Annotated in this window: 15 protein-coding genes and 1 pseudogene; 10 read left to right on the top strand and 6 right to left on the bottom strand. The window is 65.6% G+C overall.

Going from position 1 to position 17,584, the window contains the following annotated elements:
* The first annotated feature begins 248 nt into the window (after nt 1-248).
* From B1756_RS12390 to ribB, 7 genes are all read left to right on the top strand, one after another.
* On the top strand, nt 249-944 hold the full coding sequence (locus tag B1756_RS12390; RefSeq protein WP_086888825.1) for an HAD-IIB family hydrolase: 696 nt from the start codon (nt 249-251) through the stop codon (nt 942-944).
* Between the two features lie 137 nt (nt 945-1,081).
* Nucleotides 1,082-2,041, top strand: coding sequence for a formyltransferase family protein (locus tag B1756_RS12385; RefSeq protein WP_086888824.1), 960 nt, complete (start codon nt 1,082-1,084; stop codon nt 2,039-2,041).
* 79 nt (nt 2,042-2,120) lie between these two features.
* Nucleotides 2,121-2,441 carry a hypothetical protein gene (locus B1756_RS12380; RefSeq protein WP_086888823.1) on the top strand — a complete coding sequence of 107 codons (321 nt, stop codon included), beginning with the start codon at nt 2,121-2,123 and terminating at the stop codon, nt 2,439-2,441.
* Between the two features lie 63 nt (nt 2,442-2,504).
* The gene (gene twy1, locus B1756_RS12375) at nt 2,505-3,590 is read left to right on the top strand and encodes a 4-demethylwyosine synthase TYW1 (protein ID WP_086888822.1); all 1,086 of its coding nucleotides are present in this window, start codon (nt 2,505-2,507) and stop codon (nt 3,588-3,590) included.
* 88 nt (nt 3,591-3,678) lie between these two features.
* On the top strand, nt 3,679-4,530 hold the full coding sequence (locus B1756_RS12370) for a DICT sensory domain-containing protein (protein ID WP_086888821.1): 852 nt from the start codon (nt 3,679-3,681) through the stop codon (nt 4,528-4,530).
* Between the two features lie 140 nt (nt 4,531-4,670).
* A complete protein-coding gene (locus tag B1756_RS12365; RefSeq protein WP_086888820.1) occupies nt 4,671-5,378 on the top strand; it encodes a DUF120 domain-containing protein in 708 nt (235 codons plus the stop codon).
* Complete coding sequence (gene ribB / locus B1756_RS12360; protein WP_086888819.1) at nt 5,375-6,097, top strand: 3,4-dihydroxy-2-butanone-4-phosphate synthase; 723 nt, start codon at nt 5,375-5,377, stop codon at nt 6,095-6,097. Before B1756_RS12365 ends, ribB begins: the two co-directional genes overlap by 4 nt.
* An 11-nt stretch (nt 6,098-6,108) precedes the next feature.
* Here ribB and B1756_RS12355 read toward each other — a convergent pair whose 3' ends face one another.
* Nucleotides 6,109-6,459, bottom strand: a complete 351-nt coding sequence (locus B1756_RS12355; RefSeq protein WP_086888818.1) for a DUF7471 family protein — start codon at nt 6,457-6,459, stop codon at nt 6,109-6,111.
* 211 nt (nt 6,460-6,670) lie between these two features.
* Between B1756_RS12355 and B1756_RS12350 the strand changes: the two genes are divergently transcribed.
* Nucleotides 6,671-7,198 carry a winged helix-turn-helix transcriptional regulator gene (locus B1756_RS12350; protein WP_086888817.1) on the top strand — a complete coding sequence of 176 codons (528 nt, stop codon included), beginning with the start codon at nt 6,671-6,673 and terminating at the stop codon, nt 7,196-7,198.
* A gap of 107 nt (nt 7,199-7,305) precedes the next feature.
* On the opposite strand, the gene B1756_RS12345 is transcribed toward B1756_RS12350, so the two are convergent.
* Entirely contained in the window at nt 7,306-8,082 is a 777-nt protein-coding gene (locus B1756_RS12345; protein WP_086890172.1) for a 4-phosphopantoate--beta-alanine ligase, read from the bottom strand.
* A 149-nt stretch (nt 8,083-8,231) separates the two neighbouring features.
* Here B1756_RS12345 and B1756_RS12340 point away from each other — a divergent pair.
* A pseudogene (locus B1756_RS12340) lies at nt 8,232-9,302 on the top strand (AI-2E family transporter); the annotation flags it as partial.
* Between the two features lie 492 nt (nt 9,303-9,794).
* Here the strand turns inward: B1756_RS12340 and B1756_RS12335 are convergent.
* The 3 genes from B1756_RS12335 to B1756_RS12325 form a co-directional block, all read right to left on the bottom strand.
* The gene (locus B1756_RS12335) at nt 9,795-12,704 is read right to left on the bottom strand and encodes a DUF1508 domain-containing protein (protein ID WP_086888815.1); all 2,910 of its coding nucleotides are present in this window, start codon (nt 12,702-12,704) and stop codon (nt 9,795-9,797) included.
* A 159-nt stretch (nt 12,705-12,863) separates the two neighbouring features.
* On the bottom strand, nt 12,864-13,697 hold the full coding sequence (locus B1756_RS12330) for a pantoate kinase (protein ID WP_086888814.1): 834 nt from the start codon (nt 13,695-13,697) through the stop codon (nt 12,864-12,866).
* Nucleotides 13,698-13,867: 170 nt separating this feature from the next.
* The gene (locus B1756_RS12325) at nt 13,868-14,542 is read right to left on the bottom strand and encodes a helix-turn-helix domain-containing protein (protein WP_086888813.1); all 675 of its coding nucleotides are present in this window, start codon (nt 14,540-14,542) and stop codon (nt 13,868-13,870) included.
* A 383-nt stretch (nt 14,543-14,925) separates the two neighbouring features.
* Between B1756_RS12325 and B1756_RS12320 the strand changes: the two genes are divergently transcribed.
* Nucleotides 14,926-15,813 (top strand): alpha/beta hydrolase family protein, encoded by an 888-nt coding sequence (locus tag B1756_RS12320; RefSeq protein WP_086888812.1) that lies wholly within the window; start codon nt 14,926-14,928, stop codon nt 15,811-15,813.
* Nucleotides 15,814-16,262: 449 nt separating this feature from the next.
* Here B1756_RS12320 and aspS read toward each other — a convergent pair whose 3' ends face one another.
* The gene (gene aspS / locus B1756_RS12315; RefSeq protein WP_086888811.1) at nt 16,263-17,567 is read right to left on the bottom strand and encodes an aspartate--tRNA(Asn) ligase; all 1,305 of its coding nucleotides are present in this window, start codon (nt 17,565-17,567) and stop codon (nt 16,263-16,265) included.
* Between the last annotated feature and the right edge of the window lie 17 nt (nt 17,568-17,584).

The following is a 17,584-nucleotide window of genomic DNA, read 5'->3' as shown; positions in this document are numbered from 1 at the left end:
GTCAGTGCATATCTGATCGCCAGACGGATCGGCGATCAGTGTGTAAATCGTTGCAGTTGTTACTATACCACCTGCCACCTGTCGACCACTTTTGGACACCACCAGCATCGCCCGGCCTCCCGCTGACGCTCGAGTCCCCTCCGCTGAGTCCTGCCAGTCCGCGATCGACGTCGTCTCGGATCGAGGGCAGGCCACGACGAGCGAGACTGATCCAACCGTTTTAGGCTGCCGACGACCGACCAGATGGTATGACTGCCGATCCGCCGCTCGCACTCGACGTCGACGGGACCCTGACCCGGCCGGACTCGTGGGGACTCGACCCCCGGATCTTCGACGCGCTCCGCGCATGGGACGCCCCCGTCGTGATCGCGACCGGGAAGGCCTTCCCGTACCCCGTCGCACTCTGTCACTTCGCCGGCATCCCGGAACGCGTCGTCGCGGAGAACGGCGGCGTCGTCTACACCGGCGAGGAAATCTTCGTCACCGCAGACCGGGACGGTGCTCGAGCCGTCCTCGAGGACTATCGCGCCGCCGGCTACGGACTCGGCTGGAAAGGCGCAGACACGATCAACCGCTGGCGAGAGACCGAGATCGCCGTTGCCCGCGAGCAGCCGCTCGAGCCACTGCGCGAGATCGCCGACGCCCACGGGCTCGAGGTGATCGACACGGGCTACGCCTACCACGTCAAGGACCCGACGCCGACGAAGGGCGACGGCCTCGAGACGATGGCCGAGCACGTCGGCTTCGACCTCGCCGACTGCGTGGCGGTCGGCGACTCGATCAACGACGTCTCGACGTTCGAAGTCGTCGGTCGGAGTTTCGCCGTCTCGAACGCCGACGAGGCCGCACAGGCGGCCGCAGACGAGGTGCTCGAGGCAGCCCACGTCGACGGGACGCTGGCGGTGCTCGAGCGCGTGCAGGGGACCGGTCTGGAGAGAGAATAGGTATCGACGCCGAGGCCGACGAACGGTAACGAGGTGATACAGCCGCCGAGTTACCCTGTAGCGTTCGAATACCGAACCCTGGGTCCCGGTCGGCTGGGGATAACTAACTGGCGCGCACCGGTATAGTACTCCGACGCATGGACGGGAGCGATCAGGTGCGCGTCGGGATTCTTGCCGAACCGTGGCTCTACGAGTGGCAGGTTCGGGCACTCGAGACGCTCCGGGACGACCCCCACGTCGATCTCGCCATCGTCGTCCGAAACGACGGCACTCGCGAATACCAGGCCGAATCGTGGAACCGGAAGTCACGGATCACACTGGACGACGTCCGGGAGTTCCTTGCCCTGCTCGAGACCGAGAAGGCATGGACGCTCGTCCTCGCAGAACGTGCCGTCGCGCGGATCCTCGGCGACGAACAGACGCTCTGGCACCGCCACTCCGTCGAGAACGTCGAGTGTCTGCGAGACGTCGATATCGTCGGCTGTACGCCCCACACGGACGGCAGCTGGAACGAGCTCCCCGCGCCCGCGGTCGACCTCCTTGCCGAGCGGTGTGACGTCGTCGTCCGGTTCGGATTCGGGCTCGTTCGCGGGGACGTCCTCACGGCGCCCGAACACGGCGTGATCAGCTTTCACCCCGCCGACATCCGGCGGTACCGGGGGATGGGGCCGCCGGCGATCTTCCACGACGGTCGGGGACGGGCCGGCACGACCCTCCAGCGGTTGAACGAGTCGATCGACGGCGGCGAGATCGTCGCCTTCGAGGAGGTCAGCCTCGAGGGCTGTTACACCCTCTGGGACGTCTTCGACAGGCTCGCCACGCTCCAGATCGACCTGTTAGGTGAGGGACTGGCGAACCTCAGGGACCCGACGTTCGAGCCGACGGCGGTGCCCGAAGAGCAACTGGGTGCGTTCTACTACCGTGACCAGCGTCGACAGCCAGCCTTCGCAGCCCGCGTCCTCGCGAAGAACCTCTCCGGGCGGCTTCGCAGACGACTCGAGCGCGGAGGGACCGACCCGGCCGATCGAGCAGTGACCGAACTCGAGGTCGAACGGTCGGGTCGCCAGCCACCGAGACGGTCGGCAGACGACGACTGACGAGCGTCGACCAGCCCGGGAATGTGGGGCCTCGACCCGTGACAGAACGTTTTTCCTCGCGCCGACCCTGCACTCGCGTATGGTCCTCGAGTCGGTGAGCGCGGTCGCACTCGAGTCGCCCATCGCGAGCCTGCTCGCTGTCGTGGGGACACCGTTGCTGTTGGGCTGGACCTACTGGGATGCCGGCCGGGTCGAGGTCCCCCGCCGCTGGCTGTGGGTGGTCGCCGTTCCGGGCGCGTACGTCCTCGGGCTGGGACTGTACCTGTTCGCGACCGTGCCGACGACCGGCGTCATCATGACCGCGAACACCGGGCTGGTGCTGTACGGCTTCGAGCGCGAACTCTCGAGTGGCGAAGAAGAAGAACCGGCCGAACCGGGGACGCTGCCACGTCGGAAGTGACCGCGTTCCCGCGACGGGGCGGACCACACGGCTTTTCAGCGCCCCGGTCCAAGCGAGAGCAACATGAGCGACTCCGCAGACGGTGGCAGGCAGGCGGGACCCGCCGTCGACGAGGGCGGCGACGCTGGTAGGTCCGGCATCGACGGGAGCGAAACCGGCGAGACCGGGGCTGACGACGATGGGGGCGGCCCGGCACAGGTCTCGAGCCCGAACTATCACAACGAGAATCACACGGCGGCCCAGACCTGCGGCTGGACGGCCAACGCCCTCCGGGGTGAGGGCAAATGCTACAAGAACATCTGGTACGGGATCGAGTCCCACCGCTGTATCCAGATGACCCCCGTCGTGCGCTGTAACGAACGCTGTGTCTTCTGCTGGCGTGACCACAACGGCCACGCCTACGAACTCGACGGTGTCGAGTGGGACGACCCCGAAGCCGTCGTCGACGCCTCGATCCGGCTCCAGAAGAAGCTGCTCTCGGGGTTCGGCGGCAACGAGGAGGTCCCACGGGAGGTCTTCGAGCAGGCGATGGAGCCCCGTCACGTCGCCATCTCGCTCGACGGCGAACCGAGTCTCTATCCCTACCTGCCGGAACTTATCGAGGCGTTCCACGACCGTGACATCACCACGTTCCTCGTCTCGAACGGTACCCGTCCCGAGGTCCTGCGCGAGTGTGACCCGACGCAACTGTACGTCAGCGTCGACGCACCCGACCGCCACACCTTCGACGAGGTCGTCGGCGCGATGGAAGACGACGCCTGGGAGAAACTCCTCGAGACGATGGCCGTCCTGCGGGAGAAATCGGAGACGCGGACCGTCCTCCGGACGACGCTCGTCAAGGGCGAGAACATGCACCATCCCGACTGGTACGCCGGTTTCTACGAGCAGGCCGACCCCGACTTCGTCGAGATCAAAGCCTACATGCACGTCGGCCACTCCCGCGGTCGCCTCGATCGCTCGGCGATGCCCCACCACGACGAGGTCGTCGAATTCGCCGAGGACGTCATGGAGTACATGCCCGAGTTCACCGAGTGTCTCGAGGTGCCAGCCTCCCACGTCGCCTTGCTCTCGAAGACCCTGGACACCTGGGTGCCGAAACTGAAGAAAGGTAGCGACTTCTGGGCGCGCGATCCGGTTGTGGGCGACTGACTCGGCGTTGCCCTGGGCCGTTTCTGCTCGTCCGCTCCCGTACTCGTTGGCGAGAACGTTTAGGTAGGTAACTCGAGAACGACGACCAGTGTCACTTCGATCCGTGCTCGAGGAGTTCGGAACCGATCCACCGGATCACGCGATCGTCGTCGCGCGCGAGGCCGATGAGACAGATCGGACGGGCAGCACCGGCCAGCAGGGACCGCTCGAGAGAATGCTCGCGGGCCTCTTCGACGAGCAGTCGATCGACGTTTCGGGCCGCCCGACCGAGAAATTCGAGTCGACGTTCGAGCCGGGCGACCTCGAGTCTACCGTCGTCGACGAACTCACCTCGAGTGGGGACACGGCGGTCCTGCTCGAAGACGGCGAGCCCGTCGCGGCTTCATCGATGACCGACCTCTACGAGGCCATCCTGGCGATCAACTCGGACCTGTTCGTCACGGGTGCGCGAGGACTCGGCGAGGTCGACCTCCCCGACGTGCTTGCGGGGCTCGCCGACACGCGACTTCAGTTGCGGGGGTACCCGCTCGCACACAAGGAAAAACTCGTGTTGATCGTGCTCTCGCGGTACATCGAACAGCTGGCCTGGGCCGGCGGTTCCGGGACGCACCGGGCGGCGTTCCAGCGGCTCTCGCGTATCAGCGACGAAATCGGGACGCGCGACGTGTACCGGCGACTCGACCGGACGAACGTCGACGTCCACGTCTACGGCGTCGACGATGGGGCACCAGCGGACCTCGAGGCGACGGTTCACGCCGATGACGGGACCGCCTATCGAAACGCCTGGTTCGTCGTCTATCTGCCAGACGAACGGGCCGAGTCGGCGACGCCGGCCGCACTCGTCTGCTGGGAGGTCGAACCGCGAGTCTGGGACGGCGCGTTTACGTTCGACGCCGAGCGAGTGGCGGCCATCGACGAAACGATCGCAACCTCGCTGTAGTCGACGAACGGAGCCGGTGTCTTTTTACACGTCGCCCCCAACCCCTGAGCCAGCGAGTAAACTCCCGACAACGCCATCACAGTTCTGTTACGCATACCACATTCGGTACGCTTTTGGGGATCCCGCCGGAACGGTGGTGTATGAACGCGACAGCGGAGACGGCCGTCGGCCACGACGAACTCGCCGTTCTCAGACTTCTCGCACTCGACGGCGGCCTCGAGGGCGACCTGAAAATCTCCTGTTCGGCACTCGCCGATCGACTCGAGGCGTCGAACCAGACCGCCTCGCGCCGGCTCCAGCGACTCGAGAGCGCGGCGTATCTCGAACGTGAGACGGTCAGTGACGGCCAGTGGGTCGCGATCACCGACGATGGCGAACGCGCGCTGCGCGCCGAGTACGAGGAATACCGGCGCATCTTCGAGACCGACGCCGAAGTCGACCTCGAGGGCGTCGTGACGAGCGGGATGGGTGAGGGCCGCCACTACATCTCCCTGTCGGGGTACAAGCGCCAGTTCGAGGATCGACTGGGCTACGAGCCGTTCCCCGGAACGCTGAACGTCGAACTGCGGGACGACAGCGTCCGCCGTCGACGAGCCATCGAGTCGCTCGAGCCGATTCCGATCGACGGCTGGGAGGACGACGAGCGGACCTACGGCCCGGCGGTCTGTTATCCGGCGACGATCGAGACCGCGACCGGCGAAACCTACGAGCGTGCCCACACCATCGCTCCCGAGCGAACCCACCACGACGACGACCAGCTCGAGGTGATCGCCCCCGAGAAGCTCCGGGAGGAACTCGCCCTCGAGGACGACGATCACGTCACGGTCACCGTGGGTGAGAGCGAATGACCGGCCACCACGCGGGGCCACGGCCGAACGGCGACGGCATCACGACGACCGGGACCGGCCAGCCCGACGGCCGAACCGAAGCCGTCGACCGCGCGCTCGAGGCCCTGCAGGCCGGCGAACCGGTGCTCGTCCACGACGCGGCAGACCGCGAGGGCGAGACGGACCTGATCTACCACGCCGACGCGGTCACGCCCGATGCCGTCGCACGCCTGCGCAACGATGCCGGCGGGCTGGTCTGTACGGCCCTGGGATACGAGGTCGCCGAGACCTTCGATCTACCTTTCTTCACCGAGGCGGTCGATCATCCCGCCACGGGCGACCACGAACTCGGCTACGACGAGCGGTCGTCGTTCTCGCTGACGGTCAACCACCGGGACACCTTCACCGGGATCACCGACGAGGACCGCTCACAGACCATCCAGGCACTCGGCGCGGCCGCTGGCGAACCCGACGCGGTCGACTTTACGACCGAATTCCGCGTTCCGGGGCACGTCCACCTCCTGAAAGCTGCCCCCGACCTGCTCGCCCAGCGCGAGGGTCACACCGAACTCGGCGTCGCACTCGCAGCGGCCGCCGACCTCCCGCCGGCAGTCGTCGTCTGTGAGATGCTCGACGACGAAACCGGTGGCGCACTCGCGCCGGCCGACGCCAGAAGCTACGCCAACCGACACGACTTCGTCTACCTCGAGGGGAGCGACGTGCTCGAGGCGCTGCAGTAGGGTTCCGCCGATCACTCCTCTTCGAACCCAGGCATCGGTTCGCTCCGCTGTGAGCCGCTTCGATACACTGCATAGAGGATTATCACGGCGATAGCGAAGTCCAGGCCGTGTTCGACGAGATGGTGGATCGCCATCGGGATGATGCCGAACACCGTACAGAGGCCGACGATCGACCGGACGACGAGCAGTCCGAGCACGACGGTGATCAGTAAGTACCGAAACGACCGGCGGCGGTGGTACGCGACGAGTCCGACACAGAAGAGGACGGTCGTCCCGATCACCGCGAGGACGATCACGGCGAGCAAGAGCCAGGCTGCCTCCGGGCTCAGCCAGTCCACCTCGAAGGGATTCGTGTGCTGCATCGACGCTGCCGTACTTCGGTGTGAGAACACTGTATGTGCTTCGGTGCAACCGAAGCGGAGCCCACGTCGCTGATCGAATCGAGGTGCCGGACGGGTCATATAACCCGTTCTTAGCGACTGGGAACGATGCGAACCCGTTATCCCTGCTATACCGCTAGAGACTACTACCGACTACCCCCCGTCTGGAACGGGGGCCTCACCACACCAACCCATGAGCGACACACGACGACAGATCCGGACGCACGTACACGCCAACGCCGGCATCCACTTCAACGAACTCGTCCGCGAGTCGGCGTTCGCGCCGGGACAGATCCAGTACCACGTTCGTCGCCTCATCGCCGAAGACGAACTGGTCAGAGACGAGCACTACGGTCGAACCCACTACTATCCGCCGACCTACGACGCCTGGGAACGCGCCGCCCTCGCGCTGTTCCGACGCGAGACGACGCGAGAGATCGTCGTCTACCTGATCGAGCACGAACCGACCACCCCGGCAACCGTCGCAGACGCGCTGGAGATCGCCCGCAGCACCCTCGAGTACCACCTCGGTCGACTCGTCGACTGCGAGATCGTCGAAAAACGATACGACGAGCGCAATCGAGTTACACTCACGCTGGCGAACCCCGAACGGACTGGCGAACTGCTCGCCGAGGTCGAACCGACCGTCCCCGACCGCCTGCTCGACCGGTTCACTCGCCTCGTCGACGACCTGCTCGAGGGGCCGGCCGACCCCCAGTAGGCGCTGGGTACGCCCCGAACTCGAGACACCGATCAGCCGTTTCGCCGAGTTACCCGATCGAAACAGAAGCAATCGATCGAGCGGTCAGACTCGATCCGCAAATTCCGTCAGAACCCGCTTCGAATCCGCTCTTCTGCCGCCTCGAGTGCGTGTTCGCGGTCGAATTCCTCGACGATTTTCTCGAGAGTGTCCCGATCGGCGTCGACGAGGTCGCGTGCGTGGGCGGTGATGTTCGGCACGGCACGGATGATGTTGTCGACGATCGGCACCTCGGCGACCCGCGGCGACCGGGAGAGGGGATTCAGGTCGATGACGATCTCTGTCTTGTCCATCTCGCCCAGTGCTTCCGCGCGGTCGCCGTCCTCGAGCGGGACGAGGACGACGTCGGCGGCGTAGATGCCGTCTTCGTCGACCTTGCCGCGCTGGTGGTCGAGGTTCGGGATGCGGGCGTCGGCCTCGAGCCCCTTGACCGCCTCGGCCCCGTGGTCGCGCAGGTGGTCGGCGATGGCCTGCATTCGCTCGGGGGTGCGGTTGAAGAGGTTGACCTCGAGGTCGGCGTCGACGGTCTCGGCGAGGTCGACCATCTCGCCGGGAACGAGCGCGGCGACGTTACCGTTGATCGAGAGGACGGGGTGGTCGGCGAGCAGGAGGTGGGCCGCGGCCGCGCGTTCGGCGTCGTCGGCACTGGGAATCGTCTCCTCGCCGAGTAGATAGTCGAACGCACTCCCCCGGCCCTCTGCGTGCATCCCCTGGAGGTGGGTGATGCCCTTCTCGACGCCCTTCTCGATGCGGTGACGGGTGAGCAGATCCTGGTACCGCGGGTGGTCCTCCGGAATCTCGTCTTCGTGTTCGACCTCCGCCGAGACCGTGTCGTAGTCGCTCACGAGGGACAACTCGCGGTGACCGATAAAAAACAGACCGATCTGCCGGCGCACCGCGTCCGCCGCCAGTCGCGGTGACCGGCCCGTCAACCCGCTCGTCTCACACGTCGATACATTTATTTAAATTTAGCGACGCCATTGACCGTCGACAGATGAACGAGAAACGCGTGGTCGTCGCCCTGTTCGGGATCGGCGTCGCCGCCGTTACCGCCTACGTCGCCTACCGGTTCATCGCCGCGCTCACGGTCGCCGTCTTCCTCTACTACTCGACGCGGCGGTTCTACCGGAGCCTCGAGCGGTTCAAGCTCCCGGCCCGGGTCCGGGCGGCGCTGGTCCTTTCGCTGCTTGGGTTGCCGTTGCTCGTCCTGCTCAGTTACACGGTCCTCTTGCTCGCGGTCGAGTTGCGAAATTTCGCCGACGCCTACCCGATCGCCGAGTCCGTTCCCGACGACGTCGCCTGGGCCCGGGCGTTCGACGAACCGCCCGAGTTGACCTTCCAGGGCCTGATCGACGCCTACCAGGACGGGACGTTCGACCCGCTCATCGACTACGTCGTCGAACACGCGGCCGTCCTGACCAGCCTCGTGACCGCCTTCCTGCTCAACCTCCTGATCACCGTGGTCGTCACCTACTACCTGCTGCTCGACGGCTCGAAGGCCCACGAGTGGCTCCTGCGGTTCGACGACGACGCGATCGTCCGTGAGTACCTGGAAGCCGTCGACGAGGAACTCGAGGCCGTCCTCTTTGGCAACCTGCTCAACGTGATCATCATCTCGATCGTCGCGGTAGTGACGTTCATGGGCTACAACGTGGTGGCCCCACCGGCCGTCGAGATCCCCTATCCGGCGCTCGCAGGCGCGCTGACGGGGATCGCCAGCCTGATCCCGGTCGTCGGGATGAAGATCGTCTACGTCCCGGTCGCCATCGCCGCGGCGGTTCCACTCGCCATGGACGGCGAGGTCGCCATGCTCGCGTACATCGTCGGCTTTCTCGCGCTCGCGGTCGTCGTCGTCGACACGATTCCCGACCTCGTCGTTCGCCCGTACCTGAGCGGCAAGCGCACCCACGTCGGCCTCCTGATGCTCGCGTACATCTTCGGTCCCGTCGTCTTCGGCTTCCACGGCCTCTTTCTCGCACCGATCATCCTCGTCGTCGGACTGACCTTCGCCGACACCGCCCTTCCGCGCCTGCTCGGTGCCGCCGAACCCAGCCCTGCACTCGAGGACGTCCCCGACGTAGACGACGATGCGTTCGAAGGTGGGAAGTCACTCGAGTCTGCGGTCGGGACCGGCGACGGGTCGGTCGAGTGGCACCGCGAGGGCCACGGGCTCGAGTACGGGCATGCGCCGGATTCTGAGCGCCCATCCGGACTCGAGGCGGTCCCCGACGTCGACGCCGATTCCGACACCGACGACGACGGGTTCGACGTGCAGGCCGCACTCGAGGCCGACCTCGACCTCGATCCGACGTACGATCCGGATGCCGACCGCGAGTTCGACGACCAGTCGTAGCGCCCGGCGGTCACGAAGTAGATCCAACGTCAGGCGATCGTGGTAAACTGCACACCGTGCGTTCGACCGTGGGTCCGAGTCGCGCTCGAGTGAGTATCCAGCAGCCGACGCTGGCTCGACTGGCCAGTGAGGGCCGACAGCGAGCCAGTGTGCAGAGCCGAGTCAGACGGTCGGAGAAAACAGAAAGTGGCGTCGCAGTCGAGACTACTCGGTGAACGTGATCCAGCCCTCCGGTGCGTGGGCTTTCACGTCGTTCATCGCCTCGCGGGCCTCGGTGCGGGTCTCGTAGACCTGCGTACTCTCGGCCATCCGGCTGCCGTGCTCGTCGATGAGCTGCCAGACCCAGCCCTCGCCGTCGTCGGCAGCGTGCAACTCGAAGGAGACCTCGTCGATCTCGAGGATACTCGCTAGTTCGATCACCTCGCGGACGTCCTCGAGGGCGTCCCGGGCAGCCTCGTTCGAGTCGTAGCGCTCGGCGCCGGTGGCGACGACGCGGCCGTCTTCGTCGAGTAAGCGCCAGTGCCAGCGGTCGTCCTCGACGGCGAGTTCGAACGAGGCGACGTCGAAGTCGACACGGTCGGCCATCGGTGCGAGCTGGCGGACCGTCTCGATCGTCTCGAACACCTCGGAGCGGCTTCCGACCGGTTCGACCGAGTGGGCGATCGCCTGTCGGTCGCCGTCGACGAGGCTCCAGCCCCAGCCCTCGTCGCCGCGCTCGACGCGAACCACGGCGTCCTCGATCGAAAACACCGGTGCCTCGGCGACGTGGGACTCGAGGTGGACCGCGGCTTCGCGGGCGCGTTCCTGATCGGGGAACGTGATCGTCGAATCTGCCAGTTCCTCACGGTCGCGGTCGAGCAGCCGGTAGTGCCACTCGTCGGCACCGTAGAGCTGGACGGCGACCTCCCCGAAGACGTGCTGCTGGCCGACGGCGGCCACCCGGCGGAGCCGGTCGACGTCCTCGAGCAGTTCGTCGCGGGTCGGATAGGCGTCCTCGGAGACGGCGATCGTCTCGCCTTCCGGCAGGACGAACCGCCAGTGCCAGTCGTCGGCCGCGTAGGGCTGGAAGATCGCCTGTTCCATCGTCCGGACGTTCGAGTCCAGATGCTCGAGCAGGCGGTCCATCGCCTCCTTGGCCGCGGCTCGGGTCGGGTGGGTCGCGGGGTCCTCGGCGACGAGTTTGCCACCCTCGTCGATCAGTCGCCAGCCCCACTCGCCGTCGTCGTTGACGAACAGTTCGAACGCCGCGGTCTCGATCTCGAGCAGTTCGGCGTCGGGGGCCTCCTCTTTGAGCGTCATCATGGCCTCTGCGGCCTCGCTCCGGGAGGTGTGTTCTGCGCCGCTGTCGGCGAGCACGTTGCCGTCCTCGTCGATCAGTCGCCAGCGCCACTCGCCGTCGTCGGCCTCGTAGACCTGAAACGCCGCGTGCTCGAACTCGATCAGGTCGGCCTCGGCGGCCTGCTGGCGGACGCGCTCGATCGCCTCGGTGGCCGTCTCCGCGTCCCCGTGTGGCTCCGTGCTCGCGGCGACGATGTCGCGGTCTTCGGTGACGAGACGCCAGTGCCAGTCGGGGCCCGTGGCCTCGGCGTCGTCTTCGGCGTACTCGAGAGTTGTGCCGCCGTCGGCTCTGGCTGGCTCTTCGACCGACGCCGGGAGCGAGTCGTCGGTCCCCGACGCGGCCGTCACCCCCTCTGGCGCGGGGTAGACCTCGTACTCGGCGGCGTCGATCTCGGCGACCTCGGCCGTCTGAGCGTTGCTCGCGAACTGTTCTGCGGTTTCCGTGACGGCCTCCTCGCTCGAGACCTCCGCCGGGTTGCGCGCGACGGTGCTCTCGGTCTCGTCGATTAGCCGCCAGTTCCAGTCGGAACCAACCTCGTACAGTTCGTAGGCCGGCTCGCCGGCGACGACGATCGAGGCGGTCTCGAGTTCGGAGACCAGTGCCTCGACGGCCGCTTCGGCGTCCCGACGGGAGTCGAAGGGGTCGGTGCTGTCCATCACGGGGCGGTCGTCGCCGTCGACGACCCGCCAGGCCCAGTCGGCCTCGCGCTCGTAGAGTTCGATCCCGACGTGTTCGACGTCGAGGACGCGCGCACCGTCGAATCGCTCGGCGAACGAACTGGCCGCGGCTTCGGCACCGTCCTGGTCGGGGTGGTCGCCCGCACCGCGAGCCATCGGCCGTCGCTCGTCGTCGATCAGCGTCCAGAACCAGCGATCACGGTCGCTGTCGTAGGTGAACGCCGCGCCGTCGATCTCGATGACGTCGGCCTCGGGCCCCCGATCCTTGAGGAAGCTCACCGACTCCTCGGCCTCGTCTCGCGTCGGGAACTGGCCGGCGCAACTGCCGACGATACTCCCGTCGTCGCGCGCGAGCGTCCACTGCCAGCTCCCGTCGCGGTCCTCGTAGAGGCGAAACGCGGAGGTCGTCAACTCGAGCAGGCCGGCCGAACTGATCCGGGACTGAACGCGCTCGATGTCCGCCGTCGCGTCGGGGCGAGTGACCGCGCTCTGGTCGCTCGTCGCCAGCGCCTCGAGGTGGAGGACGTTCCACGTCCAGTCGCCGTGTTCGTCGCGGAAGACGGCGAACTGCGCGCCCTCCAGAGCGTCGCCGGTGAGGATCGGCGGGTCCTCGTCGTCGCCGACGTCGTCGACGAACATCCCCCGCTGACCGGTGACGATGGGGACGAGCGCGGTGACGCCGGCGATGATGCCGACGCCAAGGGCATACACGGCGACGACCTCGACGCTCCAGTCGTTACCGTGCCCGCGCCAGTGTTCGGGGTAGACCACTGCGAAGAACGCGACGCCGACGAGGGCGATGGCGAACCCGACCACGCTCGCCCAGATCCCCCACTTCCTGACCGGTTGCATGAGCACGATGCCGAACAGTGCGAGCGTCGCGCCCGTCCCCGCGGTGACCGTCGACACCCTGATCAGGAAGTACGAGCCGGTGTCGCCGGCGTAACTGACGACGAAGATGAGCACGCCCGCGGCGGCGACGAGGTAGCCGACGATGAACAGCCAGTAGCCGTAGACGTCCGAACTCGAGTCCGGTTCGCCGACGTAGTGTTCGTAGAGCCGATACAGACTTTGGTGAATCGTCGGGACGAATGACATTCGAAATCTCGCCGGAGAATTAGGTCAGACTTAAATAAACTTTTGGCCAAGTGACAACGCAAAATAACTAACCGAGTCCCGGATAGAACCCATAGAAGTCGATGAAACGACAGTCAACAGGCGATTACCAGAGGCTTCGACGAGGTCGTGACACCTCAGTCATCGGAGCGTCGCACCGGCAGAGTGAGTCTCGCAGACGGCCGGGTCGTATCCGGCATCCGACAGTCCGGTTCCCAGTGCGAAGACCGTCTCGCCGAGCATGGCCATCGAGGCCTCGCCGTCGACCGTCGCGACGTCCTCGATCGCGTCTGCGACCCGGTCGGTCAACAGTCCCGCCTCGCGAGCGAACTGCCGTGAGGCCACCGCGAACGACTCGAGGGTCGGTTCCCCGACGACGCGTGCGAGCGCGCGCTCACCAGCTGCGTCGAGCGCGTCGGTGTCACCCGAGAGGACGTCGGCCGTCGAGAGCTGGCCGAAGGAAACGTACTCGACGCGCGAGCGATCGGGGATCGAATCGAGTTCGTTCTCGTGGGGGCCACCCGGCTCGAGTCGAATCGGAATTCCACCGTGGGCCTGTGCAACCACGTCGCCGAGGCCCGTCCCGGCAGTGACCTCCGCGCCGTGGGCGATCGTGACGAGTTCGTTCGTCGACAGCGCCCGATCGAACGCGCGGTTGGCCGCCAGCGCCGTGCCGAGAGCCATCGCGCCCGAGACACCGAAGCCAGCACCGATCGGGACCGCCGACTCCGCCTCGACGCGCGCGGTCACGCCCAGCGTCTCGAGGACGGTCTCGACGGGGTCGACGGTGACGTCGGTCCCGTCGAGGACGACCGTCGACGCCGCGTCGTTCGTCGGACGGACGGTCACCTCGACACCGTCGCTGAGCGTCAGGCCGGCACCCCGCGAGCCGGCAATCGTCGGGTCCTCGGCAGGGTGGGCGCTGAAGAAGCCGGTCACGTGGCCGGGTACGAACGCCGTCGCTTCGTCGCGCATTGCCGATGCTTGCCACCCGGCCTGTATAACTGTGAAGATTTACGGGAGCGATCGCCGGTGGAGTTGGGCAGTTCGTGAAACCAGTGGTGAAAATATCTCGAGCAGCGGCGGCTCCGGACCTCAGGAGTCAGACCACGAGACCCGAGGGTACGAGACTGTAGACACAGAGGTCAGGACTCGAGCGTGCGATCGGAGACGGTCGCCGAAACGAGCGCCGATTCGGTCCGCCGAAGGATCTGACCGACCGAACTCGCCGAGCAGTCCAGTTCGGCCGCGATGTCCTCGTAGGTCGCCTCACGCGGCGTGTCGTAGTATCCCTGCTCGTAGGCAGTGAGCAAGACCTCCTTTTGCCGATCGGTCAGGTCGTCGAACTGGTGGCTCACGGCAGGCGAGTAGTTCGTCACCTGCTCGACCTCGAGTGTGGCCAGTTCTCGCATGTCGCCGACGAACCGCTGGACCTCGTCGTCCGGTCCGAAGATCGTCACCCGGAGCACCGATCGCAGTGGCTCGACGTACACCATCGGATACTGGACGATGACACCATAGGTTCGGAACGGCTCGAGAAATCGTCGATTGTGCTCGGTCGGTTCGTACCGAAGCTGCAACATCGTCGTCTCCCCGTCGGTGCTGAGTTCCCGGTCGATCAGCCGGGGAAGCTCCGTCGGGAAACACGCTCGAATCTGAGTCGGAGTGCCAGACACCTCGAGGAGCGTGTTCACCGAGCCGTCCTCGAGGATATCGGCCTCGTGGATCGCTTCGAACCGGATGCCGTTTTCACGACATCGCCTCTCAGTCGGAGCGAAGTACCCACGTCGCGGAGTGACAACGTACGTCACCCGTTTCATACTACCTCTCCACGTTATTATTAATTAAAAATATTCCGGAATGTGTCGTAAGAGTGTCCAGACATCCTGTCAGCGAACGCCGACGTCCAGTCGCGATCGGTGACTGACGACTGGCTCTGTTCGTCGAAACGCATCGTATCGGTGCCGGCATATTTATTTTTTATCCTTGGGTTAAAATATAACTTGGTTGCGACTCGAGACAGTCGATGACGGGCCTCGCGTGTCTATATTCTCACGTCCGAGTGATCGAAACACACCGCAGGGAACGCACTGATGAGACTGTGTGTCGTGATATGTCTGGACACATTCCCGCCCCGGTTTGAATGGATTCAGTTCCGAAGGAGAATAGTTTCCCACCATTTCACGCGAGATAATATCGTCTCATGGCAGGCAACAACGACAGCGACCACGTGCCACGAGCGCAGGAATCGGGCGATGAACCAACCTCGACGCGACGGACGATGCTCAAAGCCGCGGGCGTGACCGCCGTCGCCGGAACGGGACTGACGGCCGTCTCCGGGTCGGCATCCGCACAGCTCTTCGGTGGCGTCGACGTCATCGAGATCGACGACGGCGGGCTCCTCGGCGGTTGGGAAGCCGAAGACGACCTCCCCGTGGCAGACGAACTGTTCGTCTTCATCCACGGCTGGTTCGGCGACACCACGGTCTCGAGTCAGGCAAACGACGTGCTCGGCGCAGTCGAAGACGGCGGTTACGAACCCGACGAGGCCGTCGCGCTGGAGTGGCCAGCGACGACGATCAACTTCTTCGGTGCCGAGAGCGACACGGAGTACGTCGGCGAGGTCGCCGCAGAACTCATCGAGGACTTCTACGACGATGGCGGCGGGAACGTCCGTCTCGTCGGTCACTCGCTTGGCGGGCGCTGCGTCCTCTGGGCGGCGACCAAGATCGGCTCGAGCTACGAAATCGAGACCGTCGCCCCGCTCGGTGCGGCCGCCGACGGCTCCGAAGTCTGTGACGGGCCGTGGGACGACGCGACCGACGGCGCCGTCGATATCCGCAACTACCACTCCGAGAACGACTCGACCGTCGGAGCAGCCTACGGCGTCTTCAGCGACACCGCACTCGGGAACGAAGGTGCCCCGTGTGATCCCGACGGCTACACCGACGTCGACGTCACCTCGAGCGTCGGCGACCACTTCGCGTTCCTCGGCGATTCCGAGGTCGGTGCCGACATCGCCGCTGCCATCGAAGACGACGGCGACGATGGCGGCGGAGACGACGATGACGACGACTTCGGCTGGTGGTAGCCGAGAAGACAGGCCCCGCCCCACAGCGATCTCCCACACCAACAGACCCACTCACCCGTTGACCAACGTCACGCATTTTGACTGGCCGCTCGTGCGGCTGCAAATCGGTGATCGATTAGGGGGATCGTCTCTACGGCGACACCCACTGGCGATCTCGAGGAAACGCACTCGCGCTACGCGCTCGTAGCTTCCACGCGCTCCCAGGGACTTCGCTCTAGGGGCTCAGTCGGTGACGACCCCGCGAGGTGGCTCGCTGTCGCCCACCACGACTTGCTGGTTCTCGGCGTCTTCGCCTATGGGCTCAGACGTTGACGATCTCGTGGGAACACGGTCGGAGCGAAGCTCCTCCCTGCTCCCGACCGACGAACAGCGACCTCGCCTACGGCGAGAGCCGCTGCCGGTCCGGCGAGACTCGCTTCGGTCGTCTCGCTGGCTCCCAGGTTTGTCGCCTAGGGCGACAAACGCTGGCGATCTCTCGGGAAGAGAACAGCCTCTCGAATGTTCTCGAGGCCCAGAATCGTCATGACGAGGCGCTCGCCACCGAGGCCGAAGCCGGCGTGGGGCGGCATCCCGTACTTGAACATCTTGGTGTAGTACTCGAACTCGCTGGGGTCGAGTCCCTGCTGTTCGAAGCCTTCGATGAGCTTCTCGTGGCGGTGTTCACGCTGGCCACCGGAGACCAGTTCCATCCGCGGGTGCATCAGGTCGAAGCCGGTCGACAGCTGCTCGTCGTCGTCGTGATCCTGAATGTAGAACGGCTTGATCTCGCTCGGCCAGTCGGTGATGAAGTAGTGGCTACCGACGTCCTCACCGAGGGCCTTCTCGCCTTCGGTCGGGAGGTCGTCGCCCCAGACGAGCTGGTCGTCGAGTTCGCCCGTCGCGTTGATACGCTCGATCGCCTCCTCGTAGCTGAGACGCGGGAATGCCTCCTCGGGAACCTCGAACTCCTCTTCGAGGCCGAGTGCCTCGAGTTCCTCGCTGCAGTTCTCGGCGACAGCCTCGTAGGCCGCACGGACGACACCCTCGGCGACGTCCATGGCGTCGGATTCGTCACAGAATGCGCCCTCGAAGTCGATCGAGGTGGCCTCGTTGAGGTGCCGCGGGGTGTTGTGCTCTTCGGCGCGGAAGATCGGACCGATCTCGAAGACGCGCTCGACGTTCGAACCGGCGATGAGCTGCTTGAACAGCTGTGGCGACTGGTTCATGAAGGCCTCTTCGCCGAAGTAGGTGATCGGGAAGAGTTCGGTGCCGCCCTCGGTGCCGGTGGCGACGATCTTCGGCGTGTTGATCTCCGTGCAGTCGAATTCGCGGAACTGCTCGCGAACCGCACGCAGAATCTCCGCGCGGATCTCGAAGATCGCCTGCACCTCCTCCTTGCGGAGGTCGAGGGTGCGGTTGTCCAGTCGCGTCGAGATGTCGGCGTCGACCTTCCCGGAGGGGTCCAGCGGGAGCTCCGGGTCGGCGGGTGCGACGACCTCGACCGACTCGGGGGTAACCTCGACGCCGGTCGGGGCGCGGGGCTCCTCTTCGACGGCACCGGAGACTTTGACGACGCTCTCGCGGGAGACGCCCAGCCCGGTCTCGACGAGTTCGTCGTCCATCTCGTCTTTCTCGAACTTGATCTGTATCTTGCCGGTGGTATCCCGGAGAATCAGGAACGCGATCCCGCCGAGGTCACGAATTTCGTGCACCCAGCCGGCGACGGTTGCGTCGTCGCCTGGCTCGGCGTCGGCAGTGTAAGTTCTGTCCTGCATAGGCCGTGATTCACGCA

It is taken from the genome of Natrarchaeobaculum aegyptiacum, assembly GCF_002156705.1.
GTDB classification, from domain to species: Archaea; Halobacteriota; Halobacteria; order Halobacteriales; family Natrialbaceae; genus Natrarchaeobaculum; species Natrarchaeobaculum aegyptiacum.
Note: the sequence above shows the minus strand (reverse complement) of the source record. Positions and strands in the feature narration are given on the sequence as shown.